Here is a 23,476-nt window from a genome sequence, read left to right as displayed (position 1 = left end):
TGAAGATCAAAAATGTGGGAGGGGCGGTACGACGATTCGACTTGCCCCCGATGAGGGTGGGTCAGCTAAGTGATGTACCAACTGTCAAATAAGCCATCGGGGGCAAGTCGAATCGTCGCACCGCCCCTCCCACATTTGCTCATTGGTGTCTGTTAGATAGCGGTCCCAAAAAGGGAATGATCAGTCCCTGTTTGGGACCTTTTCCAGCGAAGGGCTGACCTGCTCCAGCGCCCGATCCACCAACAACTGCCCAAACTCGGCCATTTGCTGGATCCCGAGCATGATGGCGCGCTGGGAAGTGTCCAGGTCGAAGGCCAGGTTGCAGGTGAGTGCGTTGAGGGAGGACAGGGTTTCGCTGGCGTTGACCAGCAGGGTTTCGGTGTTTTGGTGGGGGTTTACGGTGAAGAGAGGCGGATTAGGGGTAGGTTTGATCATGATGAAACTCCTAAACAGTCAGTAAGGAGCGCCACTGTTCGCTTGCACGCGAATGAGAGTGGCGACCGTGCGCAGGTGTGCAAGACCGGGCCTGTTTAGGACACCCAGCAGGTCCGAAGACCTCCTGCGCGCAGCCGCCATAAAGCAGCGAGCACAAAAAACGCCCGTTGGTTGGCAGGGCGTTTGTACGCCTAAACAGTTTCGTCGGACTTGCACGTCCGTGTCACCGTTTTTTGCGATGACGGGACGAAGACTGGCGCGCGGGCTGCACGCGACAAGTTCATGCACGGCCCAAAATCTTGCAGGAAAAATCCGAAGCCAGCAGGCCTACAGCCTCATGTCGATGCTCACAGCCCCCAAAGCGTCAAGCGGGTAGCTGCGATACTCATAAACCTCCCCACGAACAATGAGGTGGATGACTCCATCCACCTGGTTCACTTGGACATCAGGCTCCTTGGTTTTTAGAAATGGATGTGTAGACACCAATGTCGTGAGTATTTCGTGATCATTACCCAGATCCTTATGGACGTAGTACCTGTAGGAAAAGCCCACTGTCGCGCCGCCCTGGCTATTCCGCACCCCATAAATAGAGTTGCCGTTACTCAAGGAATGCTTGAGTACTACCTCATCCAACTCTGGTGTACCGGGACTCATCAACCAACCAACGCCCAAGTACCCGAGACACACCACCAGCAGCCCGTTGAGCAAGACCTGGACCGACCACTTAATACCCTTGAGCTCTGGCATATTCGATGCCCTCCTTGATCCAGTGCTGGTCGCTATGGTCATCGCCATAAGGCGCATCCCCCCACCAGTCTCCAAACTCCGTTCGAGATGTCCCCGCCGCCTTTTGCGCAGCACCGGCCGCTCTCAATAACACGCTTTCCGGAATCCCCAACACCGTACCGGTAACGCCATAGTTGAAGTTACCGAACGCCTCGTACTCACGACTTTTCTGTTTGTAATCCCAAGGGCCACGTCCTCTGACCTGTGAATAAAACCATGAATAGGTGAACGCCGAACCGGGCTTCAAATGCATCCTGCGGTTGTTGGCCTGGGCGATATTGTCTTGCAGCGAAACGCCTGGGGGCATGGGAGGGACGGCCATTTGCGAATCCTTGCTGATGGGGTTGAGCGTCAAAAGCTAGCACTCAACAATCAGCAAAAGTGCTGAGTCCGTACTTACAGAAATTTCAGACAACCATTCGATCCAAGCCTTACGTATACGGGGCTCAAGACAGGACTGTTTGTAGGATCTAGAAGTTACCGACAGGCAGAACAGAATGCTCCGACAGGCTTTTCAGGTTGTTGCTCGGAACTCGCCTCTTATAGCCTTTTTCGTCCAAATCCCACCACGGGCAAACATGATGAGTCCGAACACTAAGCCCAATATAGCCATGCACAACCCACCTCACCCGGGCGAAATTCTGCTTGAAGATGTAGTCCCGGCCCTCGGTATTACTATCACCGAAATGGCACGACGCCTCGGCTTCGCCCGCGAAACTTTCTCAAGGATCTTGCATGGCCACGCCCCCGTCAGCCCGGACCTTGCCGTCCGGTTGGAGAGAGCCGGCGTAAGTACTGCGCAGCTATGGCTATCGATGCAAAGCGCCTACGACTTGTGGCAGGCCGAGCATCGGGAGCAGCCAATGATTGAGCGGTTTGCGCGGATTGACTAAGGAAAAATCCGACCGGACGCTCAACGCGCCATGACGTTAACCACCACATGCAAAATGAACGCAGGCCCGTAACAAGGTTTCCCCTGCTCATCCTCGATTCTCCAGACTGAAGCCACCGTACAGGTCTCCTTGGGTGCTGCAAACTCCACACTGATATGCACCGGCTGGCCCGGCAGCGTATCGGCAATAGGGAGCTCGCTGTGCAGGCTACGCAAATGAATATCCATCACTACCTCCAACTGGCCTTGTGGATCTGCGCGGCGGGCAATCACATATTCCCCATCAACACGCACCAGTCGTCGCCCGCGCCAGGGTCGTGTGCCCAGGTTCTGAATCTCCCAGGTTTTCTGAAAAACTTCCCCTGGCAACACGACGGTTTGATCAGGCGTCGTGACATCGGCATTGAACACCGCAACGTCCTCCGGATCATCAATACCTGCAGCCCGATTGGTGTTAGCCATTGAGCACGCATTAGCGGGCGCGCCTGTCAGGTCAGCGAAGTAGCGAAACAGCAGCAAGGGAGAAACCTGCAATGCCTTCGCCAGCTTGATCAGCGTGCGTACCGACGGGTCCCTGGACGCTCCAGCCGCTAGACCGTACAGGTAGGTTCTGGAAATTCCTGCTTCCTTGGCCAGCGCAGTCAGGGGCTTGCCCAACTCGCGGCTGCGCCGTGCAACCAGTGACCTGAGGGTATCTCGCGTTCTTATATTCATACGAAGTTTGCGGTTCCCGTTTTTAGGTGAACGTCATTTCTTTGTCCGCCAAAAAAGACAACCTGTCCGCCGCCACGTGTCTTGAACCATGCACACTCGCCACCTGCTGGCGATGTTGTGAAGGACATGGATGGCACCCTTTTAGCCGGTCATATCCAGTGTCGTAGTTTCTCGCATGCTTGCGAACCTAGTGTTTGTTGCATTCCTTTACATCTACCTTTGGATATAGCCATGACCCACATCAAAGCGTGCTGTGAATCCATTTCTCGAACAGGCTTTGGCACCCTGCAAATATCAGAAGCGATGCTGCTGGATTACAAAAAAATCGTTGATGGATACTCCGCAATATCACCAGCCACCAAGGCCTCGTTTTCCTTCGCGAAAGACACCGATGGATTTTTCCCCTTTGGCGAAGAGTACTCGAGCATTGAGGCTCAGCCTGATCTGTGTGAGCGCTTTTGCTACTGGCCTGCGCATTCATCAAAACGAAAATCCTTTGAGTTCACGCGAAGTGAGTTTTTTGTTGCCGTTGATGCTTTTGAGAGACAGATCAGCGAGCGTGCACAGGAACTGATGAACGGGGTTTGCGCGGAGTTTGGGGCCACTTCGTTGACCTCTTTGCGTGCGGCGTCCTATCTGCAACTGTGTGTCTATGGAGCTAATTACGGGCCTGATAAGCGCCAGTTTGCTCAGGATCCTCACGAGGATGGTCATTTGTTGTCGTTTATCAAACCTACTCGTGATGGCCTCGTTCTGGTTCGAGGCAGCTCGCTGGAGCCGGTACGACTCTTGGAGAATGAGATTGCAATCTTGGCTGGATCGCTACTGACTGAGCTCTCAGACTACGCGATTCCCGCTGCATACCACGCCGTTCTGGCTCCTAGAAGACCAGTGCCACGCAGCTCTCTTATTTACTTCGTCAACCCTGATGCGGGGCAGGAGCTGACAGGTTTTTTCCGCCACCAGCCGATCGACTTGAAAGCCGCCGCCAATGCCCGCCATACCGGTTTCGGTAATCACCCCCTTCAATTGACCTGATACTCAGGCGGCCGAGCACTTCATGATTCCTGACCTCAACGCCCTTTATCTCGAAGGTCTGCTCTTGGGCATCGGACTGTTCGCCGCTCCTGGGCCAAAGGACACCCTGGTCATTCGCCAGGGTGTCAGTCGAGGTCGTGTCTGGGGGGTGGTGGCGGTATGTGTGCTCGCCGATATCATTCTCATCAGTCTTGGGGTCATGGGGTTGGGTTCATTGCTCGGCAGCCAGCCAGGTCTAGTGGCGCTCCTGCTGCTATCGGGAGCGGCCTATCTGCTGTGGTTCGGTTGGCAGCGGTTACTGGCTTGCGTGCGTAACCAGTCGATGCCAGATACTCAAAGCAACCTCACCTCACAACAGGGTTTGATACGCACGGCAGTGATACTTGGATTTGCCAACCCATATGCCTGGCTTGATACCGTAGTGCTGATTGGCTCTATTGGCGCGGCAAAGCCCGTCAGCCAACAAGCATCCTTTGCCAGCGGAGCGATGACCGCGTCGCTGGTGTGGTTTGTGGTTTTGGCGTTGGGATGTCAAATGTTGACGGGGCTGTTTCGTTCGGCGAAGGTCTGGCGTTTATTGGACGCGGGTGTGGCGATTTTGATGGTGTATCTGGCGGGAATGCTGATTGCTGATTTTCTGGTGCTGCATCCTCTCTAAACGGAGCAAACCCGGTCTAACCTTCGGTGTGAACTGAGGGGGTGTTTTGGTGCGGGCGGCAAGCGACAAATTCATGCACAGCCCAAAATCTTGCAGGAAGAATCAGAAGGCTGGTCACACCTTTCAAGCGAAAAGCGCTTGCTGTGGCGAGCGGGCTTGCCCCGCGTTGGGCGGCGAAGCAGCCCCAGCAAGATAAATGCGCCGCTTCAGGCAAACCGAGTTGCCAGGTTTTGGGGCTGCTGCGCAGCCCAACGCGGGGCAAGCCCGCTCGCCACAACAAACCCGCTCGCCACCGTTACAGTGTTCCTCCTTAACTGACTGGCATTAGGGCAAGCCCCCTCTTCACATGGCTCAGGCCAACCCAGACTCCACCAGCAGCGCCTCAAGCCCCATCAAGTCCGGCACCTTCGCCACATGTTCTCCTACCTGCACCGCTGCCAGTTCCAATGGGCACAGCGGCACGTCCACATAGCTCAATTCGCTATCGAGCTTGTACGACCGCGGAATCCCCTGGATCACCAGCGCAATAAACTTCAACGTCGGCCGCCCGCCCAGCGCATTCAACACCACAATCCGCGAGCGTTCGCCCGTCACGCTCGCCTCGCCGCACACCGCTTCAAAGCTGATCAACGGTATTTGCCGATCCCGCCAGGTCACTTGCCGCAGATACCACGGCGGTGCATCACTGGCCGGTTCGCCACGCTGGAAGTCGATCAGCTCGGCAATGGCGACGTTAGGCAGCACCAGGTGGCGGTCGGCCAGGGGCAACAGCAGGCCGGTGAGTTGGCTGGTGCGGTGGTCAAGCATGGGACTTGCTCCAATAGGCAATGCTTTCCAGCAGCACCGACTCCTGGTAAGGCTTGCCCAGGTAATCGTTGACGCCGATGGCCATGGCGCGGTCGCGGTGTTTTTGGCCGGTGCGGGAGGTGATCATGATGATCGGCAGGCGCATCAGCCGAGGGTCGTTGCGCACCTGGATAGCCACTTCGAAACCATCCATGCGCGGCATTTCGATGTCGAGCAGCATCAGGTCCGGGGTGTGTTCTTCGAGCACGGCAAGGGCGTCGATACCGTCCTTGGCGGTGAGGACGTTCATGCCGTTACGCTCCAGCAGGCGGCTGGTCACTTTGCGCACGGTGACCGAATCGTCCACCACCAGCACCAGCAGCGGCCGCTTTTTCAGCGGATCGTTGAGGATCAGGGGCGCATCGACTGCCTGGGCCGGCAAGGCCGGTTGCCGGGCGCGAATATGCGCCAGCAAGTCAATGATCAGCACCACGCGGCCATCAGCGAGAATGGTCGCCCCGGAGACGCCCTTCACCCCCGCGAATTGCGGCCCCAGGCCCTTGACCACGATCTCCCGGGTCCCGGCCATGGCATCCACATGCACCGCCACGTGCCGCTCATTGCATTGCACCAACAGCACCGGCACCGGCTGGTACTGGCCCAGCAGTTTCGGGCGGCTGACGGTGTGCAGCAGATCACCGAGGTAGAACAGTTCATACCGCTGGCCGGCGTACTCATAACGCGGCGGGTCTTGCTGGTAGTGCCCGGCCAACTCGTGGGGCAGCACGCGCACCAGGCCTTCGATGGTGTTGAGCGGGATCGCGTATTGGTCATCCGCGCACTGCACCATCAGCGCCCGGTTGACCGACACGGTGAACGGCAGGCGAATACGAAAATGCACGCCCGCGCCCGGTGTCGAGTCGATGAACATCGAACCGCCGAGCTGGCGCACTTCTTCATGCACCACATCCATGCCTACGCCGCGCCCGGAAATCTGCGTGATCTTTTCTGCCGTGGAGAAGCCCGGTTGCAGGATGAACTGCAACACGTCGCGGTCACTCATTTCTTGGTTGGGGTCGAGCAAACCGCGCTTGATCGCCTTGCGCCGCACCGCTTCCAGGGGCACGCCGGCGCCGTCGTCGCGCATGTCGAAGACGATATCGCCGCCTTCGTGGGTCAGGTCCAGGGTGATGCGCCCCTTCTCCGGTTTACCCGCCAACAACCGCGCATCGCGGGATTCCAGGCCATGGTCGACGGCGTTGCGCAGCATATGTTCCAACGGTGCCACCATGCGTTCCAGCACATTGCGGTCCATCTCGCCCTCGGCATTGCCGACCACAAACTCCACGTCCTTGCCCAACTCGCCGGCCACCTGGCGCACGATGCGCTTGAGGCGCGGCAGCATGCGTTCGAACGGCACCATGCGCGTACGCATCAAGCCTTCCTGCAACTCGGTGTTGATGCGGGCCTGTTGCTGCAACAGCTGTTGCGCATCCTGGTTACGGCGCTCGAGGGTTTCCTTGAGATCCACCAGGTCCGAAGCCGATTCGAACAGCGCACGGGAGAGCTGCTGCAACTGCGAATGGCGGTCCATTTCCAGCGGGTCGAATTCTTCATAGCCCAGGCGCTCGGCCTCGGCCTGCTGGCGACTGAGGATGCGCCCCTGGGTTTCAGTGTCGAGCCGGCGCAGTTGGTCACGCATGCGCTCGATGGTGGTTTCCATTTCGTTGAGGGCGATCTGTGCGTCGCTGACCTGCTGCTCGATGCGGCCACGGAAGATCGACGTTTCGCCGGCCAGGTTGACCAGGTCATCCAGCAAGTCAGCGGAAACCTTCACCATGTCGGCGGCCGGGTCAACCGCCGCTTCGGCCTTGCTCGCCGGCAAGGCCACCGGGGCTACCGGCTCTACGCCGGGGTGTACCAGGCTTTTGATGCGCTCGATCAGCTTGTCCACCGGGCCGACCGGCACGCCATCGGCCACTGCATCGATCATCTGCGCCAGGCGGTCATGGCAGCCTTGCAACAGCGCGAAGAGTTCAGGGGACGGGCCGAGCAAGCCGGCGGACAGGCCTTCGTAGAGAAACTCCAGCTCATGGGCCAGGTCGCCAATCGGGCCGATCTCGACCATGCGCGCGCCGCCCTTGAGGGTGTGCAGGTCGCGCAGCAGGGTTTCCACTTCCTGGCGATTGTTCGGCTCAGCCTGCCAGCGCAGCAATGCGCTGCCTGAACTGTCGAGAATGTCGGCGGCCTCTTCGAGGAAGATATCCAGCAGTTCAGGATCCGCAGCCGCGCCTTGCGGTGCCGCGGTCGGCGCGGCAGGCGTGCTGCTCTGGCGAAACTCGCGCAGACGCGCGATCAGCTCGCCGGAGTCGCTCAGGGGTTGGTGGTGTTGCAGTTCTTCAAGTTGCAACGCCAGCCGTTCGTGACTGGCCATCAGCACCTGGGACAGCTCGGTGGAGTAGCTGTAGCGGCGGTCCGCCAAGCCTTCGTAAAGACACTCCAGCTCATGGGCCAGGTCGCCCACCGGGCCGATTTCGGCCATGCGCGCCCCACCCTTGAGGGTGTGCAAATCTCGATGTAACGACGACAACGGTGCCACGCCATCAGGCTCCAGCAACCAGCGCTTGAGGGACTGCCCGGCGCTGTCGAGGATATCCACGGCCTCTTCGAGGAAGATCTCGACAATCTCATCGTCCGGTACCGCTTCCTGGTGCAGCCGCGCCGTGGCGGCCCCCAGTTCGGCGATGTTCAGGACACGGCTGCCGTCACTTTTGATCAGGCCGGTGGCAGAGGGGTCGAGGGCATCATCGAGCAGCTCGCGCAGGGCCTGTAACCGTGCCGGCACCGGGCTGATCTCCTGGCCGGCGGCCAGTTGGTCGAGCATGTTGATCAGCGCTTCATGGGCCTGTTCGGCTTCCTGGAAAAACCGCTCGCTGACCGCCAGGCTGCTCTCTTCCACAGCGCCATACAGGTCGAGCAAGGCTTCGCAGAGTTCGTCGATGGGGTGCAGGTCGGCGACGTGCGCGCCCTCCCCCAGGGTGGTCAATTCATCCAGTAATGCGGTGAGTTCCTGGCGCTCGCCGGGGTGTTGTTGCCAGCGGCGCAGCAGGCTTTCGGCGTCGAGCAGGATATCCATGCCCTGGGCCAGGAAGTCAGCGATCAGTTGTGGATCGCGCTTGATGCGCAGGCCGGTGCTGGGGGCGTCGAGCAGGGCTTCGAGCTGACGATCAAGCAGGCTCTGTGTGCGGCTGATCAGGTCCGCCGCGCCTTTGATCGGCACCAAGGGGTCGCTGTCCAGTTGCCGCAGCCCGCGTTGGAACAGGTCCTCGGCTTCCAGCAGCAACTCCACTTCATCCAGGTCCAACGGCAGGCGGTGAGCCTTGTACTCGCGGGTCAGGTGATCGAGTGGGCGCGCCAGTTCGGCGATCGGCAGCACGCCGGCCATGTAGGCGCTGCCCTTGAGCGTGTGCAGGGCGCGTTGCAGTTCATCGCTGACTTGCAGCGGCACATGCTCGGCGGCTTGTTGCAGGAAGTGATTGAGGCTGTCGAGGTGGGTCTGGGCCTCGTTGCGGAAAATCTCCAGCAACATCGGGTCATGGGCTTCGACGGCCGAGGCTTCAACCCCGCTGGCCAAGGCGTGGGCACGCGCGGCCAGGGTGTCAACCTCCTTGCGCTGGCGCTGGGCACCGGCGGCGAAGTCGGCGATCAGTTCCGGCAGCAGGGCGACCGCTTCATCCAGTACCTGTTGCACCTCGGGGCCGGGAGCCACGCTGCGCTCAAGCACGCGGTTAAGCAGGTTTTCCACGGCCCAGGCCAGCTCCGCCAGCACCAGGGCGCGGACCATACGGCCGCTGCCCTTCAAGGTGTGGAAGGCACGGCGCATTTCGCCGAGGGCAGTTCTATCGGCACCGCTCGGCAGGTTGCGATGCAGCAGCTCAAGGACTTCTTCGGTTTCTTCGAGGAAGACGTCGCGCAGCTCCTCGTCAATCGGCTCTTCACCGGCCGGTGGCGGCAGCAGGCTACCGGGGCGTTGCTGGGCCGGCGGGTTCAGCCGCGAGGTGGGGCTGGCCAGGGCGTCGAATTGCGATTGGCTCGGTGAGGTCTCGGCCGACAATGCGCCCTCCGGCGCCACCAATGCCTGGCGCCAGGGTTTTTCCGCAGGCAGGTAACCCAGCGCCTCCAGGCTACGGGTGGCCAGCTCCAGCACGCGTTCGCCGGCGGCATCGGGGTCTTGGAGCATGCGTTCCAGGTAGTACTCCAGGCCGCTGATCACGTCGGCAAACTGCCCCAGCTGCGCCTCGGAGGGCACGGCGTCGTTGATCATCAGTTGTTCATCGACGTAAACGCTGCAACCACGCATCAGGCTCGCCGCCCGTGGCAATGGGATCATCGCCAGGGCGCCGCGCACCTGGCTCAACAGTTCCGGCAAGGACTCCAGGCGCTGGCGCTGCCAATCGGCTTCGATGCAATCGATCACCAGCTCCTTGGCTTGTTGCAGGCACTGGCAGCACTCGCGGATCACCAGTTGGTGAATCTGGGTCAGGTCAGTGGTGGGCAGGCGGCTTTCTTCGCGGCTGTCCGGCTCGACGGTGCCGGCCATCCCCGCCAGCGTGGCTTCGACGTAGAGCAAGGCGCCGGCGACGTCCATCAGCACCGCATCGTTAGGTTCGCGCTGGCCCTGGGCCAGGCTCAGCACGACGGCAAGCTGGTCGATGATGACTTTACGCGGCTGACCAAACCCAAGCACCGCCAGGGTATCGGCGATCTGCCGCAGCGGCGCCAGCAGCGCCTCAAGGTCACGGGTGTGCTGACGGTCGCTGCGCACGAACAGGTCGAGACGCTCCTTGACCCGCACCAACTCCTCACACAAGGCACCGAGCACCGAGCCCATGGCATTGCGATCCGGCCCCGCCATGCGTGCGCGCTCGGCATCGACCAGGGCGCTGTCGGGCAAGGCTTCATCCAGGCCGTAGCGTTCTTTCAGGCTTTGCATACGCGGTGTCGGCCGGGTGACTTTGGCGACGTAGAACAACAGGCTCTTGAGCAGTTCGTCCGGCGCCGCCTGGTTGATACCGCCAATGCCCTGGGCCAGCAGGCGCTTGAGTTGTTTGTCGCTGGCCTTGAGCAGGCTGCGCAGCGCCGGGCTGTTGGCGATCACGCCGGTGAGCATGCCCTCGACCAGCGCCGAGGTGACTTGCCACAGCGGCAACAGCGGCGCGCCCTGGCACAATGCTTCGAGCCGCGCGAACACCCGCGCCATGTCTTCCAGGTTGCTCGGGCCATGGTCTTCGCGCAGCAGGCCGGCCAGGGCTTGTTGCAGCAGGTGGTGCCACTGGCGCAGTTGTTCGGTCAGGTCCGGCGGCGCACGTTGGGCCAGTACTTCATCGGGCAAGGGCGCAATCGACAGCAGTTGCGGGCTGAACAGGCTGGTCTCCGACAACAGGCTTTCGCCGCGCGCACTGCGCAGGTCGTTGAGCAGCGGCAACACCACCAGGGGCAGGTCGCGGCGCGCGCTGTGGATACGGTCAAGGTACAGCGGCAATTGGCCCAGGGCCTGTTGCAGCAGGCGGATACTTTCTTCCCACTGGCTGACATGCCCGGTCTGGAGCGCCAGGGCCAGTTGTTCGATTTCTTCGGCGAGCAGGGCCGCGCCGTAGAACTCGACCATCTGCAGGGCACCGTGCACCTGGTGGATACCGGCCAGGCACTGGCTGATCACATCGCCGTCATGGGTTTCGACAAACGCGTCCAGCGCCAAACGGGCCTGTTTCAGGGTTTCGGCAATGTCGCCCTTGACCCATTCGAGGGCCACGTAGTCGTGCCGATCAACCATAACTGCTCCGCTTAGAATTCATGGGTTGCTGGTAGTGCGAGATCTCCAGACAGATGGAGATCAAATGTGGGAGGAGCGGTGCGACGATTCGACTTGCCTCCGATGGCGGTGTATCAGTCAGCAAGTGTGTTAACTGACCCACCGCTATCGGGGGCAAGTCGAATCGTCGCACCGCCCCTCCCACACTTGGATCGCATTTCAATCATCTGCCTGCTTGGCCACAGGCAAGGTGAAACCCGACACCGACCTGCGCAACTGGCTGGCCATCTTCGCCAAATTGCCGATGCTTTCGGCGGTGGCGGTGGACCCCGAGGACGTCTGAGTAGTGATCTGCTGGATCACGTTCATGGTCAGGGAGATCTGCCCCGCCGACGACGTCTGTTGCTGCGCCGCATTGGAGATGCTCTGGATCAGCGCCGCCAGGGTTTTCGACACGCCTTCGATCTCTTCCAGCGCGACGCCAGCGTCCTGGGCCAGCCGCGCGCCACGCACCACTTCGGTGGTGGTCTGCTCCATGGAGATCACGGCTTCGTTGGTGTCGGTCTGGATCGCTCGCACCAGGGTTTCGATTTGCCGGGTGGCCGCCGACGAGCGCTCGGCCAGGCGCTGCACTTCGTCGGCCACCACCGCAAAGCCGCGCCCGGCATCCCCGGCCATGCTCGCCTGGATCGCCGCGTTGAGGGCAAGGATGTTGGTCTGGTCGGCGATGTCGTCGATCAGGCTGACGATGTCGCCAATCTCCTGGGACGACTCGCCCAGGCGCTTGATGCGCTTGGCGGTGTCCTGGATCTGCTCGCGAATGTTGTCCATGCCGTGGATGGTGTTGTGCACCACCTCGTTGCCCTTGTTGGCGATTTCCACCGAACGTTCCGCCACCGCCGAGGACTCAGCGGCGTTGGCCGACACCTGGTCGATGGACTGGGCCATCTGTTCGATTGCGGTGGAGGCTTCGGCGATCTGCTGGGCTTGATGCTCAGAGGCTTGCGCCAGATGCATGGCCGTGGCCTGGGTCTCCTGCACCGCACCGGCAACCTGCCCGGCGGTGAGGTTGATGGTGGCGACCAGGTCACGCAGTTGGTCCACGGAGTAATTGATGGAATCGGCGATGGTGCCGGTGAAATCTTCGGTCACCGAGGCGGTGACGGTGAGGTCGCCATCAGCGAGGTCTTCGATTTCATCCAGCAGGCGCATGATCGCGTTCTGGTTGCGCTCGTTCTTCTCGGCGGTTTCATGCAGTTGGCGGTTGGTCTCGCGCACCATCACCAGGCCGATCAGGATGATCGACGCCAGCGCCAGCAGGCCCAGCACATAACCACCAATGGTGTCGAAGCTGCGTCCGCTGGCCAGGTTTTCAAAGCCGGTGGCCAGGTGCGAGGCTTCATCGAGCAGGGTTTGCGAGAGGTTGAAGATATTGCTCGCCGAGGCGCGCACTTGGAACAACTGCGGCGAGGTCTCGAGGATTTCATCCACGGAGCCGGAAACAAACTCGAACAGCTCGGCAATTTCTGCCAGCCGCGCACGGGCATCACGGTCTTCAACCTGGGTGATACGCAGGCCAGGGTTGCCATTGAGCATGCCATTAAGGACTTGGCCGAAGCGGTTGGCATCGCGGCCAAAGGCATCGGCGGCCTGCACGGCGGTTTCATCGCCGGCGAGCACGGTGTTGACCGCACCGAGGATGCGTTCGGCCAGTAGCGACTGGCGCTGGGCCACGGCCACCTGGCTGGCGGGGGCGCCGCGTTGCAGGAGGATGTCGACGACCTTTTCCGATTCCATCTGTAATTGCGGCACGGTTTCGGCCAGGGTCGCGGCCACTTGGTGCAGGGACAGCACCGTTTGTTCGCTGGCCAGGATGACGTCGGTGTTTTTCAACAACGCTTCCCAGTCGGTCTGCACTGCGCGCATTTCGGTGCGCACCGCGCTGGGCGCCGCCGGCAGGCCGGTTTCCGGGTCGCCTTTCTTCAGGTACCCCCAGCGCTGGGCAAAATCATTGCGGGCCTCCCCCAGCAGCTTGAACGCGGCGGCCTTGCCGGCGGCGGCTTCCGTGGCGTTCTTGGCGATACGCTGGGACAGCACGCGCAACTCACCGGCGTGGCCGATGTACTGCTTATCGTAGGTGGATTGGGTATTGAGGTAGGCGAAGTTGGCGAACAACAACATGATGAACACGATCAGCGCGATAAACAGCACGATGATCTGGGAGCGGCTACGCGAGCCGGCCTGGGGTTTAGGCGTGGTGACAGTGGTCATGCGGCAACATCCATGAAACCTGGGGCCTGGGCCAGGGCGAAGGGGCTGAAGACCTGCCACAGCGGGTCGCCATCAAACTGGCCTTGGATAAACGGCGCGCCTGGGGCGGCGTGTGCCTGCAACGCGTCTTGTGCGAAATGCTGCATACCCACCACCTCATCCACCAGCAGCCCGACAAATATGTCCTGGTACTCCACCACCAACACCCGCCGCTGCTTGCGCGCCTTGGACAACGCATGGCCGAGGAAGCCGCCGAGGTCCATCACCGGTAACAGGCGCCCACGCAGGTTAGCCACGCCCTTGATCCAGGTCTTGACCCCGGGCATTAAAGTGCAGCGAGGCTCATGCAGCACTTCGGCCACTTCGCCCATGGGCGCCACATACCAATGCTCGCCCAGGCGAAAACCGATGCCGCTCCAGCTGTGCAGGCGGGCTTCCTGGGATGGCAGGTCAGCGGCCAACAGGCGGCAGCGGCGATCGATGTCCAGCAGCAACTCGAAGGCGGTTTGCGACTCGGTCATGATGGCGTGCCGTCAGCCGGCCAACACCTTGTTCAGTGTGGCGATCAGGGTTTCTTCATCCACCGGCTTGGTCAGGTAGTCCTTGGCGCCTTGGCGCGCGCCCCAGATCTTGTCGGTCTCCTGGTCCTTGGTGGTGATGATGATGATCGGAATACCGTTGGTTTCCGGCTCCTTGGACAGCTGGCGGGTCGCCTGGAAACCATTGAGGCCCGGCATCACGATGTCCATCAGGACCGCGTCGGGCTTTTCCTGGCGAGCCAGGGCCACACCGTCTGCGCCGTTTTCGGCCTTGAGGACCTGGTGGCCGTGCTTTTCCAGCATACCGGTCAGTTTGTACATTTCAGTCGGCGAATCGTCGACGATCAGAACGCGTGCCATGGTTTTCCCCACTACATTGGTCGGCGCCAGCCCTTGTGAGGTGACGTCAGTGTGCTTGTTCTACCGCGGCGAACCCAGGCACGTAGGCCTTGATCGCGCCCAGCAGTTCTTCCTTGCTGAAAGGCTTGGTCAAAAACTGATCAACTCCGACGATGCGCCCCTTGGCCTTGTCGAACAGGCCGTCCTTGGAGGAGAGCATGATCACCGGGATCGACTTGAACGCCGGGTTGTTCTTCACCAGGGCGCAGGTCTGATAGCCATCCAGGCGCGGCATCATGATGTCGACAAAGATAATGTGCGGGTGATGATCCACAATCCGAGCCAGGGCATCGAAACCGTCGATGGCCGTGATGACATCGCATCCCACATTCTTCAACAAGGTTTCGGCGGTGCGGCGGATCGTTTTCGAATCGTCGATCACCATCACTCTCAAGGCGTTGGAATGCTGTTCCATATCTGCTCTACCATCGCCACAGCGAATCGGTTTTCGGTGTGTACTGCCTGATGTTGCACAGGATGAGCGCCGCAAGCCTTGGAATTCAAGGGCTGCTGCGCCGTGGCAGTCTTTTTAGCACAGTCTCCGGGCGCAATCTATCGAGCAGCCTGCCAGGTGGTTTTTCCTTGACCCACAACAGCCGCAGCGCCACTCTGACGCCACTTTTATATGCCCTAATTTGCTAGAGGAAATCCCCCATGAGCGTTCGCGTCGGCATTGTCATGGACCCTATCGCCAGCATTTCCTATAAAAAGGACAGTTCGCTGGCCATGCTCCTGGCTGCCCAGGCCCGCGGCTGGAGCCTGTTCTATATGGAGCAGGGCGATCTGTATCAGGGCGACGGCGAGGCCCGCGCGCGCATGCGTCCGCTGCAAGTGTTCGCCAACCCTGATAGGTGGTTCGAGCTGCATGACGAAATCGATAGCCCCCTGAGCGACCTGGACGTGATCCTGATGCGCAAGGACCCGCCCTTCAATATGGAATTCGTCTATTCCACCTACCTGCTGGAGCAGGCCGAGCGCGCCGGCGTACTGATCGTCAACAAGCCGCAGAGCCTGCGCGACTGCAACGAAAAGCTGTTCGCCACGCTGTTCCCGCAGTGCACCCCGCCCACCGTCGTCAGCCGCCGCGCCGATGTGCTGCGTGAATTTGCCGACAAGCACGGTGATGTGATCTTCAAGCCGCTGGATGGCATGGGCGGCACGTCGATCTTCCGCCACAGCGCCGGCCACCCGAACCTGTCGGTGATTCTGGAAACCCTGACCGACCTGGGCACCCAGCAGATCATGGGCCAGGCCTACCTGCCCGCGATCAAGGATGGCGACAAGCGCATCCTGATGATCGACGGCGAGCCGGTCGATTACTGCCTGGCGCGTATCCCGGCGGCCGGCGAGACTCGCGGCAACCTGGCGGCCGGTGGTCGCGGTGAAGCGCGACCATTGTCAGACAAGGATCGCTGGATCGCTTCCCAGGTCGGCCCGACCCTGCGGGAAAAGGGCCTGCTGTTTGTAGGCCTAGACGTAATTGGTGAAAACCTCACCGAAATCAACGTCACCAGCCCAACCTGTATCCGCGAGATTGATAACGCATTTGGCACGAACATCGGCGAAATGTTGATGGCAGCGATTGAACGCAAGCTACAAGCCAAGTGACATAGAACAGCCGGACACCAACCAACATTGCGTTATCATGCGCCACCTGTGAAACGCGCGATGTTGGTTTTCTTGTCATGACACTCCCGTCCGAACTGCCCCCCGAACTCTCCCAACGCGGCGTGCGCCCGGCTGATCGGCTCGGATTTACCCTGTTTCTCGCGGCGTTGATCCACCTGGCCCTGATCCTGGGCGTGGGTTTCACCATGGTCGAGCCCAAGCAGATCAGTAAAACCCTGGAAATCACCCTCGCCACGTTCAAGAGCGAAAAGAAGCCCGAGAAGGCAGACTTTCTCGCCCAGGACAACCAGCAAGGCAGCGGCACCCTCGACAAGAAAGCCGTGCCGAAGACCACCGAGTTGGCGCCGTTCCAGGACAACCAGGTCAACAAAGTCACGCCGCCCCCGGCCCCCAAGCCCGAGGTCAAGCAGGCCGCGCCCAAGGCTGCCGTGACCACCGTCGCGCCAAAACCGCAGAAGGCTCCGACCCAACGCGAGAAAACCAAGACCGAGCCGCAGCCCGAACCGGTGAAACCGGCGCCCACCTTTGACAGCTCGCAACTCTCCGACCAGATTTCCAGCCTCGAAGCCGAACTGGCCAACGAACAACAGCTGTACGCCAAGCGCCCGCGCATCTACCGCCTGAACGCGGCCTCCACCATGCGCGACAAAGGTGCCTGGTATAAGGACGAATGGCGCAAGAAGGTCGAGCGCATCGGTAACCTCAATTACCCGGATGAAGCCCGGCGCCAGCAGATTTATGGCAATTTGCGCTTATTGGTGTCGATCAACCGCGACGGAACGTTATATGAGGTCCAGGTGCTGGAGTCGTCCGGCCAGCCGCTGCTGGACCAGGCCGCCCAGCGCATCGTGCGCCTGGCTGCGCCCTTTGCCCCGTTTACCGGGGACCTGAACGACGTCGACCGCCTGGAAATTATCCGCACTTGGAAGTTTGCCAAGGGCGATCGACTCTCCAGCAACTGATAACACCCACCCTGCGGCGGGCTTGCCACAACAGGCAACTCCAGCTTGTCAGTTCGCCGCTCCAACGCCACACTAGCGGACATGAAAAATGTCGACCCGACCTACCTCAAGCACCAATTCCTGATCGCCATGCCCCATATGGCCGACCCGAACTTTGCGCAGACCTTGACCTACATCGTCGAGCACACGGCCAATGGTGCCATGGGGCTGGTGGTGAATCGCCCGCAAGAGCTCAACCTGGCCGATATCCTTGAGCAACTGCGCCCGGAGGTCGACCCACCGGCCCGCTGCCAAGGCGTGCCGATCTATACCGGCGGGCCGGTGCAGACCGATCGCGGCTTTGTATTGCACCCGAGCGGGCCGAAGTTCCAGGCCACGGTAGACCTCGAGGGGCTGTCGCTGTCGACGTCCCAGGACGTGCTGTTTGCCATTGCCGATGGCGTCGGCCCCGAGCAGAGCCTGATCACCCTCGGCTACGCCGGCTGGGAAGCCGGGCAACTGGAAGCCGAACTGGCCAGTAACGCCTGGCTGACCTGCCCGTACGACGCCGACATCCTGTTCAACACCGCCAGTGAGCTGCGCCTGGAAGCTGCCGCCGCCAAGCTGCGGGTCAACCTCAGCCTGCTCACCAGCCAGGCGGGGCACGCCTGATGGCCTTGCGTCTGATCCTCGGTTTTGACTACGGCACCAAACAGATCGGCGTTGCGGTCGGCCAGGTGATCACCGGCCAGGCCCGCGAGCTGTGCACCTTGAAAGCCCAGAATGGGGTGCCGGACTGGAACCAGGTCGAAGCCCTGATCAAGGAATGGAAACCCGACGCCGTCGTGGTTGGCCTGCCTTTGAACATGGACGGCACCCCCAGCGACATGTGCCTGCGCGCCGAGAAGTTCGCCCGCCGTCTTAACGGCCGCTACAACCTGCCTTTCTATACCCACGATGAACGCCTGACCACTTTCGAAGCCAAGGGTGAGCGACGTGACCGTGGCGGGCAAAAAGGCAGCTACCGCGACAACCCCGTGGACGCCATCGCCGCCGCCTTGCTGTTGCAGGGCTGGCTGGATGAAAACACCGCTTTATTTGAATCCTGACTGACGCGGCTTGCCGCGTCTTTTTACGTTTGAGCCCGGACCGTGCAGGCACCCCCGCCACGCAGGGCCTTGAAGGAGCCACCATGAGCCTGCCCAATCCCGCCGACCTGATCAGCCAGATGGCGATACGCCTCAAGGCCCATCTGGAACACCGTGCCATCAGCGAACCGCGCTTTATCGGCATTCGCACCGGCGGCGTATGGGTCGCCCAGGCACTGTTGAAGGAACTGGGCAGCGACTCGCCACTGGGCACCCTGGACGTGTCCTTCTACCGCGACGACTTCAGCCAGAATGGCCTGCACCCGCAGGTGCGTCCCTCGGCGCTGCCGTTCGAGATCGAAGGCCAGCATCTGGTGCTGATCGATGACGTGCTGATGAGCGGCCGTACCATTCGCGCCGCCCTGAACGAACTGTTCGACTATGGCCGCCCGGCCAGTGTGACCCTGGTCTGCCTGCTCGACCTGGACGCCGGCGAATTGCCGATCAGCCCCGATGTGGTCGGCGCCACCCTGTCGCTTTCAGCCCACCAGCGGGTAAAATTGTCCGGTCCCACGCCGCTCGAACTCGAACTGCAAGACCTTGCCCTTTAAACCGCCTTGTAAAGAGTCCCCGCGATGACGCCTCTCGATGCCAAGCGCCCGCTGCAGCTCAATGCTCAGGGCCAGTTGCAACATTTCTTGTCCCTCGACGGTTTGCCCCGCGAACTGCTCACTGAAATCCTCGACACCGCCGACTCGTTCCTCGAGGTCGGTGGCCGCGCGGTGAAGAAGGTCCCGCTGCTACGCGGCAAGACCATCTGCAATGTGTTCTTCGAGAACTCCACCCGCACCCGCACCACCTTTGAACTGGCGGCCCAGCGACTGTCGGCCGACGTGATCACGTTGAACGTGTCCACCTCGTCGGCGAGCAAGGGCGAGACCCTGCTCGACACCCTGCGCAACCTGGAAGCCATGGCCGCCGATATGTTCGTCGTGCGCCACGGCGACTCCGGTGCCGCGCACTTCATCGCCGAACACGTGTGCCCGCAGGTAGCGATCATCAACGGCGGTGACGGCCGTCACGCCCACCCGACCCAGGGCATGCTCGACATGCTCACCATCCGTCGGCACAAAGGCAGCTTTGAAAACCTCTCGGTAGCCATCGTCGGCGACATCCTGCACTCGCGGGTGGCGCGCTCGAACATGCTGGCCCTGAAGACCCTGGGTTGCCCGGATATCCGCGTGATCGCGCCGAAAACCCTGCTGCCCGTGGGTATCGAGCAATATGGCGTGAAGGTCTACACCGACATGACCACCGGCCTCAAGGATGTGGACGTGGTGATCATGCTGCGCCTGCAACGCGAGCGCATGGCCGGTGGCCTGCTGCCCAGCGAAGGCGAGTTCTACCGCCTGTTCGGCTTGACCACCGCACGCCTGGCCGGCGCCAAGCCCGATGCGATCGTGATGCACCCGGGGCCGATCAACCGAGGGGTGGAGATTGAGTCGGCGGTGGCCGACGGTAACCAGTCGGTGATTCTCAACCAGGTCACCTATGGCATCGCCGTGCGCATGGCGGTGTTGTCCATGGCCATGAGCGGGCAAACCGCGCAACGTCAATTCGAGCAGGAGAAGGCCCAGTGAAGCTCAGCATTCTCGGCGCCCGAGTCATCGATCCAGCCAGTGGCCTGGATCAAGTTACCGATCTTCATCTGGAAGCCGGCAAGATCATCGCCATCGGTGCGGCGCCCAGCGGGTTCACCGCGGTCGAGACCATCGATGCCAAAGGCTTGGTGGCCGCGCCTGGCCTGGTTGACCTGAACGTCGCCCTGCGCGAGCCGGGTTACAGCCGCAAGGGCAACATTACCAGCGAAACCCGCGCCGCCGCTGCCGGTGGCGTGACCAGCCTGTGTTGCCCGCCGCACACCAAGCCGGTACTGGACACCTCGGCCGTGACCGAACTGATCCTCGACCGCGCCCGTGAGGCCGGTAATTGCAAAGTGTTTCCCATCGGCGCCCTGAGCAAGGGCCTGGAAGGTGAACAACTCGCCGAGCTGATCGCCCTGCGTGACGCCGGTTGCGTGGCCTTCGGCAACGGGCTGGAGAGTTTTCGCAGCACTCGAACCTTGTGCCGCGCCCTGGAATACGCAGCGACCTTCGACCTGACCGTTATTTTCCACTCCCAGGACCGCGACCTGGCCGAAGGTGGACTGGCCCATGAGGGCGCCGTCGCCAGCTTCCTCGGCCTGCCGGGCATTCCGGAAACCGCTGAAACCGTCGCCCTGGCCCGCGACCTGTTGCTGGTGGAGCAAAGCGGTGTACGCGCGCACTTCAGCCAGCTGACCAGTGCTCGCGGCGTCGCCCTGATCGCCCAGGCCCAGGCCCGTGGCCTGCCAGTGACGGCGGATGTGGCGCTGTACCAGTTGATCCTGACGGACGAGGCGCTGATCGACTTCTCCAGCCTGTATCACGTGCAACCGCCGCTGCGTACCCGTGCCGACCGTGACGGTTTACGTGCCGCAGTGAAGTCTGGCGTGGTCTCGGCCATTTCCAGCCATCACCAACCCCACGAGCGCGATGCCAAGCTGGCGCCGTTTGGCGCAACAGAGCCGGGTATCAGCAGCGTAGAGTTGTTGCTGCCACTGGCGATGACCTTGGTGGAGGATGGCTTGCTGGACCTGCCGACACTGCTGGCACGCCTGAGCGCAGGTCCGGCCGAGGCCTTGCGCCTGCCGGCGGGTAAGTTGGCGGTAGGTGCTGCGGCAGACCTGGTGCTGTTTGATCCAGCCAGCTCGACGATTGCCGGCGAGCACTGGTTGTCCAAGGGTGAAAACTGCCCGTTCATCGGCCATAGCCTGCCGGCGACGGTGCGCTACACCCTGGCGGATGGGCGGATCAGCTACCAGGCCTGAAGCGGGCACGGTCAATGTGGGAGGCAAGCCCCCTCCCACATTGAGTTCGCTATAAGGTCTGAGAAATCAGCGCCCGCCTCTCAGCTCGGCATTGCGGATCGAAATCTGCGTATTCAACGTCCAGAAGTCATACAGCACCCCCACCAGGAACAAACCTCCGGTCAGCAGGTAGATCAGGCCGGTGATCCATTTGCCCTGGTACATCCGGTGCACACCGAATACCCCGAGAAACGTCAACAGAATCCACGCCACGTTGTATTCGATCGGCCCGGCGGTAAAACGCAGGTCGGCCTCACGGTCCATGGCCGGGATGAGGAACAGGTCGATCAGCCAGCCAATACCGAGCAAGCCGAAGGTGAAAAACCAGATCGTGCCGGTCACCGGCTTGCCGTAATAGAAGCGGTGCGAGCCGGTAAACCCGAAAATCCAGAGCAGGTAACCGATCACCTTGCTGTGGGTGTCTTGCTGCGAACCAAGCTGTTGATAGGTGTTCATGGAGTACCTCTTTTGCCTTGATAGATAAATTTTTTCACTTTATTTGTGACTTTTTTACGGGCGCCCGACGTACGGCCAATGGTATCTTCCATCCCCTGAAAGCCTTATGCCACCTGACTTGTGTAGGACAATTGCGGCGATTCGTCGCGTTTTTCCTGGATTTGACCCCAAGGTTCAGTCGACAAACGGCCTGAGAACGACACAAAAAGCTGTTATAAAGTTGCGCGCAAACCCATAAGAGCCACGCCTAATGCGACCATTTTTCAAGACATGGCTAACCATTTGCCTATTAATGCCACTGGCCGCCCACGCCACCAATCGTGAGCAACGACTTCCTAACGTAAACGGTTTCACCCCTAAAGTTCACAGCACACCAAGCACGGCCAAATCAGCCAAGCCTACTGTCAGCCGCCCGACTCAACTGAGCAAGGCCCACGGCAAAACCACCCCAGGCCTGATGGCAGCCAACACCAAACAAAGCAGCACCGTCCTCAGCCGCGCCGTCAACGTGCTCGGTACTCCTTATCGTTGGGGCGGCAGCAGCCCAAGTAAAGGGTTCGACTGCAGCGGTTTGGTGAAATATGCGTTTAACGACGTAGCGGCCGTGGATTTGCCGCGCACCTCCAACGCCATGGCCGCCGGCCACGGGCAAAAGGTTGAGCGCAAGGATTTGAAACCGGGCGACCTGTTGTTCTTCAAACTCAAGAGCCGCAAGGTCAACCACGTTGCCATCTACCTGGGCAACGACCGCTTTATCCACGCACCACGCCGTGGCAAGTCGGTCAGCATCGACACCCTGAAAAAGCCGTTCTGGGACAAGAACTACGTGATTGCCAAGCGGGTTCTGCCAAAAGAGCAGAACACCTTGCGGGTAGTCCAACGCTGATCCAAAGCTGGAATGCAGTAATAAATGTGGGAGGGGGCTTGCCCCCCCGATAGCAGAGTGTCAGTCGACATCAAAGTGACTGATCCACCGCTATCGGGGGCAAGCCCCCTCCCACATTTGATTTGTACTGTCCACAAGCCCTCAGATATCCCCAGGTACCCTCGCCTTCTCCCGCGCCTCTTCCCGGCTGATCACGCCTTCCGTGACCAACGCCTTCAAACTCATATCCAAGGTTTTCATCCCCAACGCTGCACCGGTCTGAATCGCCGAGACCATCTGCGCCACCTTGTCTTCGCGGATCAAGTTACGGATGGCTGGCGTGCCCAACATGATTTCATGGGCGGCCACCCGCCCACCGCCGAGCTTCTTGACCAACACCTGTGACACCACCGCTTGCAGCGACTCAGACAGCATGGTGCGGACCATGGCCTTTTCCCCCGCCGGGAACACGTCCACCAGCCTGTCCACGGTCTTTGCCGCCGAGGTGGTGTGCAGGGTGCCAAAGACCAGGTGGCCGGTCTCAGCGGCCGTCAGCGCCAGGCGAATGGTTTCCAGGTCGCGCAATTCGCCCACAAGGATCACATCAGGGTCTTCCCGCAGGGCCGAACGCAGGGCGGTGGAAAAACTGTGGGTGTCGCGGTGGACCTGACGCTGGTTGATCAGGGCCATTTTCGGCGTATGGATAAACTCGATAGGGTCTTCGAGGGTGAGGATGTGCTGGCGCCGATGCTGATTGAGGTAGTCGATCATCGCCGCCAGGGTGGTGGACTTGCCGGAGCCGGTGGGCCCGGTCACCAGTACCAGGCCGCGCGGCAACTGGGCAATACGCTGGAACACCTCCCCCAGGCCAAGGGCTTCCAAGCTCTGGACCTCGGCTGCAAGCGTGCGAAACACCGCCCCCATACCGCGCGCCTGCTGAAATACATTGACCCGGAACCGCGCCACACCGGGCAGTTCGAAGGCAAAATCCGTTTCAAGAGATGTTTCGAAATCCTTTTGTTGGTATTGGTTGAGCAAAGGGCTCAATAAGTTAGCCACTTGGGCAGGTGCCAGTACCGGCCAATCCAACGGCCATACCTCACCGTCCACCCGCAGCATCGGCGCCAGGCCAGCCGACAGATGCAGGTCGGAGGCGCCCTGGCGTACGCTGTGCGCCAGTAATTCAGTGATATCCATAGGGCTTTCCATTTCCAGTAGAA

The 23,476-nt window shown here is 60.9% G+C and carries 23 protein-coding genes; 11 read left to right on the top strand and 12 right to left on the bottom strand.

What is annotated here, in order from left to right; all coding sequences use genetic code 11:
- Positions 1–180: 180 nt before the first annotated feature.
- The 3 genes from A7317_RS27555 to A7317_RS27545 form a co-directional block, all read right to left on the bottom strand.
- Positions 181–435 carry a DUF6124 family protein gene (locus A7317_RS27555; RefSeq protein WP_069077206.1) on the bottom strand — a complete coding sequence of 85 codons (255 nt, stop codon included), beginning with the start codon at positions 433–435 and terminating at the stop codon, positions 181–183.
- A gap of 327 nt (positions 436–762) precedes the next feature.
- A complete protein-coding gene (locus A7317_RS27550) occupies positions 763–1,182 on the bottom strand; it encodes a hypothetical protein (protein ID WP_069077205.1) in 420 nt (139 codons plus the stop codon).
- Positions 1,160–1,543 (bottom strand): polymorphic toxin type 44 domain-containing protein, encoded by a 384-nt coding sequence (locus A7317_RS27545; RefSeq protein ID WP_069077204.1) that lies wholly within the window; start codon positions 1,541–1,543, stop codon positions 1,160–1,162. Before A7317_RS27545 ends, A7317_RS27550 begins: the two co-directional genes overlap by 23 nt.
- 283 nt (positions 1,544–1,826) lie before the next feature.
- On the opposite strand from A7317_RS27545, the gene A7317_RS27540 reads away from it, so the two are divergent.
- Positions 1,827–2,114 carry a HigA family addiction module antitoxin gene (locus A7317_RS27540; RefSeq protein ID WP_041161314.1) on the top strand — a complete coding sequence of 96 codons (288 nt, stop codon included), beginning with the start codon at positions 1,827–1,829 and terminating at the stop codon, positions 2,112–2,114.
- Positions 2,115–2,134: 20 nt separating this feature from the next.
- Here A7317_RS27540 and A7317_RS27535 read toward each other — a convergent pair whose 3' ends face one another.
- Entirely contained in the window at positions 2,135–2,770 is a 636-nt protein-coding gene (locus tag A7317_RS27535) for an NBR1-Ig-like domain-containing protein (protein ID WP_236645997.1), read from the bottom strand.
- Positions 2,771–3,058: 288 nt separating this feature from the next.
- On the opposite strand from A7317_RS27535, the gene A7317_RS27530 reads away from it, so the two are divergent.
- Entirely contained in the window at positions 3,059–3,865 is an 807-nt protein-coding gene (locus A7317_RS27530; RefSeq protein ID WP_069077203.1) for a 2OG-Fe(II) oxygenase family protein, read from the top strand.
- Positions 3,866–3,887: 22 nt separating this feature from the next.
- A complete protein-coding gene (locus A7317_RS27525) occupies positions 3,888–4,523 on the top strand; it encodes a LysE/ArgO family amino acid transporter (protein WP_024077893.1) in 636 nt (211 codons plus the stop codon).
- A 351-nt stretch (positions 4,524–4,874) separates the two neighbouring features.
- On the opposite strand, the gene A7317_RS27520 is transcribed toward A7317_RS27525, so the two are convergent.
- The 6 genes from A7317_RS27520 to pilG all read right to left on the bottom strand — a co-directional run bounded on the left by A7317_RS27520 (position 4,875) and on the right by pilG (position 14,745).
- Positions 4,875–5,330 (bottom strand): chemotaxis protein CheW, encoded by a 456-nt coding sequence (locus A7317_RS27520; RefSeq protein WP_010207210.1) that lies wholly within the window; start codon positions 5,328–5,330, stop codon positions 4,875–4,877.
- Positions 5,323–11,142 carry an Hpt domain-containing protein gene (locus tag A7317_RS27515; protein ID WP_069077202.1) on the bottom strand — a complete coding sequence of 1,940 codons (5,820 nt, stop codon included), beginning with the start codon at positions 11,140–11,142 and terminating at the stop codon, positions 5,323–5,325. Before A7317_RS27515 ends, A7317_RS27520 begins: the two co-directional genes overlap by 8 nt.
- A gap of 198 nt (positions 11,143–11,340) precedes the next feature.
- The gene (locus A7317_RS27510) at positions 11,341–13,392 is read right to left on the bottom strand and encodes a methyl-accepting chemotaxis protein (RefSeq protein WP_024077895.1); all 2,052 of its coding nucleotides are present in this window, start codon (positions 13,390–13,392) and stop codon (positions 11,341–11,343) included.
- Positions 13,389–13,913, bottom strand: a complete 525-nt coding sequence (locus A7317_RS27505; protein WP_024077896.1) for a chemotaxis protein CheW — start codon at positions 13,911–13,913, stop codon at positions 13,389–13,391. Before A7317_RS27505 ends, A7317_RS27510 begins: the two co-directional genes overlap by 4 nt.
- Positions 13,914–13,925: 12 nt before the next feature.
- Positions 13,926–14,291: a twitching motility response regulator PilH gene (pilH, locus tag A7317_RS27500; protein WP_014720320.1), complete on the bottom strand. Its 366-nt coding sequence runs from the start codon at positions 14,289–14,291 to the stop codon at positions 13,926–13,928.
- A gap of 46 nt (positions 14,292–14,337) precedes the next feature.
- Positions 14,338–14,745, bottom strand: coding sequence for a twitching motility response regulator PilG (gene pilG / locus A7317_RS27495; protein WP_010564379.1), 408 nt, complete (start codon positions 14,743–14,745; stop codon positions 14,338–14,340).
- Between the two features lie 239 nt (positions 14,746–14,984).
- Here pilG and gshB point away from each other — a divergent pair, with 239 nt between their 5' ends.
- The 7 genes from gshB (at position 14,985) to A7317_RS27460 (ending at position 20,896) form a co-directional block, all read left to right on the top strand.
- A complete protein-coding gene (gshB, locus tag A7317_RS27490; RefSeq protein ID WP_069077201.1) occupies positions 14,985–15,938 on the top strand; it encodes a glutathione synthase in 954 nt (317 codons plus the stop codon).
- Between the two features lie 77 nt (positions 15,939–16,015).
- Positions 16,016–16,921, top strand: coding sequence for a TonB family protein (locus tag A7317_RS27485; protein ID WP_024077898.1), 906 nt, complete (start codon positions 16,016–16,018; stop codon positions 16,919–16,921).
- An 81-nt stretch (positions 16,922–17,002) separates the two neighbouring features.
- Positions 17,003–17,572 carry a YqgE/AlgH family protein gene (locus A7317_RS27480; protein ID WP_069077200.1) on the top strand — a complete coding sequence of 190 codons (570 nt, stop codon included), beginning with the start codon at positions 17,003–17,005 and terminating at the stop codon, positions 17,570–17,572.
- Positions 17,572–18,009: a Holliday junction resolvase RuvX gene (gene ruvX / locus A7317_RS27475; RefSeq protein ID WP_003195067.1), complete on the top strand. Its 438-nt coding sequence runs from the start codon at positions 17,572–17,574 to the stop codon at positions 18,007–18,009. Before A7317_RS27480 ends, ruvX begins: the two co-directional genes overlap by 1 nt.
- A gap of 83 nt (positions 18,010–18,092) precedes the next feature.
- Positions 18,093–18,599, top strand: a complete 507-nt coding sequence (pyrR, locus tag A7317_RS27470; RefSeq protein ID WP_024077900.1) for a bifunctional pyr operon transcriptional regulator/uracil phosphoribosyltransferase PyrR — start codon at positions 18,093–18,095, stop codon at positions 18,597–18,599.
- A 24-nt stretch (positions 18,600–18,623) separates the two neighbouring features.
- A complete protein-coding gene (locus tag A7317_RS27465) occupies positions 18,624–19,628 on the top strand; it encodes an aspartate carbamoyltransferase catalytic subunit (protein WP_024077901.1) in 1,005 nt (334 codons plus the stop codon).
- Positions 19,625–20,896, top strand: coding sequence for a dihydroorotase (locus A7317_RS27460; RefSeq protein ID WP_069077199.1), 1,272 nt, complete (start codon positions 19,625–19,627; stop codon positions 20,894–20,896). Before A7317_RS27465 ends, A7317_RS27460 begins: the two co-directional genes overlap by 4 nt.
- Before the next feature lie 66 nt (positions 20,897–20,962).
- Here the strand turns inward: A7317_RS27460 and A7317_RS27455 are convergent, their stop codons facing one another.
- The gene (locus A7317_RS27455) at positions 20,963–21,391 is read right to left on the bottom strand and encodes an NINE protein (protein ID WP_024077903.1); all 429 of its coding nucleotides are present in this window, start codon (positions 21,389–21,391) and stop codon (positions 20,963–20,965) included.
- Between the two features lie 250 nt (positions 21,392–21,641).
- Between A7317_RS27455 and A7317_RS27450 the strand changes: the two genes are divergently transcribed.
- Positions 21,642–22,277, top strand: coding sequence for a C40 family peptidase (locus tag A7317_RS27450; protein WP_024077904.1), 636 nt, complete (start codon positions 21,642–21,644; stop codon positions 22,275–22,277).
- Between the two features lie 141 nt (positions 22,278–22,418).
- On the opposite strand, the gene A7317_RS27445 is transcribed toward A7317_RS27450, so the two are convergent.
- On the bottom strand, positions 22,419–23,453 hold the full coding sequence (locus A7317_RS27445) for a type IV pilus twitching motility protein PilT (RefSeq protein ID WP_069077198.1): 1,035 nt from the start codon (positions 23,451–23,453) through the stop codon (positions 22,419–22,421).
- Positions 23,454–23,476: the final 23 nt, after the last annotated feature.

The sequence above is a fragment of the Pseudomonas fluorescens genome (assembly GCF_001708445.1).
Classification (GTDB): domain Bacteria; phylum Pseudomonadota; class Gammaproteobacteria; order Pseudomonadales; family Pseudomonadaceae; genus Aquipseudomonas; species Aquipseudomonas gorinensis.
This window is presented reverse-complemented; position numbering and strand designations above follow the sequence as displayed.

Bases quoted from the DNA above. Each gene is read 5' to 3' on its own strand.
- A7317_RS27555 (WP_069077206.1), bottom strand. From the start codon at position 435: ATGATCAAACCTACCCCTAATCCGCCTCTCTTCACCGTAAACCCCCAC.
- A7317_RS27550 (WP_069077205.1), bottom strand. From the start codon at position 1,182: ATGCCAGAGCTCAAGGGTATTAAGTGGTCGGTCCAGGTCTTGCTCAAC.
- A7317_RS27545 (WP_069077204.1), bottom strand. From the start codon at position 1,543: ATGGCCGTCCCTCCCATGCCCCCAGGCGTTTCGCTGCAAGACAATATC.
- A7317_RS27530 (WP_069077203.1), top strand. From the start codon at position 3,059: ATGACCCACATCAAAGCGTGCTGTGAATCCATTTCTCGAACAGGCTTT.
- A7317_RS27525 (WP_024077893.1), top strand. From the start codon at position 3,888: ATGATTCCTGACCTCAACGCCCTTTATCTCGAAGGTCTGCTCTTGGGC.
- A7317_RS27520 (WP_010207210.1), bottom strand. From the start codon at position 5,330: ATGCTTGACCACCGCACCAGCCAACTCACCGGCCTGCTGTTGCCCCTG.
- A7317_RS27515 (WP_069077202.1), bottom strand. From the start codon at position 11,142: ATGGTTGATCGGCACGACTACGTGGCCCTCGAATGGGTCAAGGGCGAC.
- A7317_RS27510 (WP_024077895.1), bottom strand. From the start codon at position 13,392: ATGACCACTGTCACCACGCCTAAACCCCAGGCCGGCTCGCGTAGCCGC.
- A7317_RS27505 (WP_024077896.1), bottom strand. From the start codon at position 13,913: ATGACCGAGTCGCAAACCGCCTTCGAGTTGCTGCTGGACATCGATCGC.
- pilH (WP_014720320.1), bottom strand. From the start codon at position 14,291: ATGGCACGCGTTCTGATCGTCGACGATTCGCCGACTGAAATGTACAAA.
- pilG (WP_010564379.1), bottom strand. From the start codon at position 14,745: ATGGAACAGCATTCCAACGCCTTGAGAGTGATGGTGATCGACGATTCG.
- gshB (WP_069077201.1), top strand. From the start codon at position 14,985: ATGAGCGTTCGCGTCGGCATTGTCATGGACCCTATCGCCAGCATTTCC.
- A7317_RS27485 (WP_024077898.1), top strand. From the start codon at position 16,016: ATGACACTCCCGTCCGAACTGCCCCCCGAACTCTCCCAACGCGGCGTG.
- A7317_RS27480 (WP_069077200.1), top strand. From the start codon at position 17,003: ATGAAAAATGTCGACCCGACCTACCTCAAGCACCAATTCCTGATCGCC.
- ruvX (WP_003195067.1), top strand. From the start codon at position 17,572: ATGGCCTTGCGTCTGATCCTCGGTTTTGACTACGGCACCAAACAGATC.
- pyrR (WP_024077900.1), top strand. From the start codon at position 18,093: ATGAGCCTGCCCAATCCCGCCGACCTGATCAGCCAGATGGCGATACGC.
- A7317_RS27465 (WP_024077901.1), top strand. From the start codon at position 18,624: ATGACGCCTCTCGATGCCAAGCGCCCGCTGCAGCTCAATGCTCAGGGC.
- A7317_RS27455 (WP_024077903.1), bottom strand. From the start codon at position 21,391: ATGAACACCTATCAACAGCTTGGTTCGCAGCAAGACACCCACAGCAAG.
- A7317_RS27450 (WP_024077904.1), top strand. From the start codon at position 21,642: ATGCGACCATTTTTCAAGACATGGCTAACCATTTGCCTATTAATGCCA.
- A7317_RS27445 (WP_069077198.1), bottom strand. From the start codon at position 23,453: ATGGATATCACTGAATTACTGGCGCACAGCGTACGCCAGGGCGCCTCC.